The 826-nt window shown below is 44.8% G+C and carries 1 protein-coding gene; it reads right to left on the bottom strand.

All coding sequences use genetic code 11. From position 1 onward, the window contains the following. Positions 1–397 precede the first annotated feature (397 nt). Positions 398–826 (bottom strand): hypothetical protein (locus CWE01_RS33200; protein ID WP_100944763.1); only part of this gene is annotated, 429 nt, incomplete at its 5' end.

Genomic DNA, 826 nt, shown 5'->3' with positions numbered 1-826 from the left:
CGTCCCCCTTTAGCATTCACCTTTTAGGACTTGTCTCGATTCGCGAGCCAATATTCAGCCGTGCGTTCCATAAAGGTGATTCAGCGTCATCAGCTCAAGCACAGCGACTATCACACAGAATACGACGCCCCTCCCTTGTGAAGACCCTGCGAGGTTTTTTTTCGCAGGACGACTGATAATCAAACATATCGAGAACGTCAAACGCAAGTTCGATGAAACCCACCCAGCTATCCCCCTTGGCTCAGTACAAATAGTGTACGTTGCATCGACCGCTTGAACCTCCATAAACTAGTTTTTCAGATGCAGCTGATAGACCTGGCATCTTACTCACGCACAAAAAACCGCCACTTGAACACTTCAGATCATCAAAATAGATGGCTTAACTAGATATATACTCTTAAATTCTCTTATAAAAATTAAAGAAATACGCATCCCTTTGAAGTTTTCCACGAGCATACAAACCAACAAGAATGTGAGACGACGAATCACTTGTCGGCACGAAAAATCTCTCTCCCGGAAATCGTAATTCGCTTTGCCGAGCCACGATTTCATCCCTCTTCTGCTCAAACTCTTCTTGTCCGACGAATACGGAGACAGCATCGTGAAATGCTACCATATATCCGCCTTCCTTAAGAGGTATCACACGGAAGTCGATGATGAATCGCGCCTCATTTAAAGCTTTCTTCGCATCGTCAATATCATCATCACCTTTGGTAAGGGCAAGCAACGTACCATTGCCCATGATAATTATTCCACCACGCCCCTTTGTATAAGCAATCATGCGCTCTTCAATGGCATCCAACGGTGTAATATTTACCGGTTCCCA

Source organism: Pseudomonas sp. QS1027, assembly GCF_002814235.1.
GTDB lineage: Bacteria > Pseudomonadota > Gammaproteobacteria > Pseudomonadales > Pseudomonadaceae > Aquipseudomonas.
The sequence above is the reverse complement of the archived record's forward strand: the minus strand, read 5'-3'. Positions and strand labels throughout refer to the sequence as shown.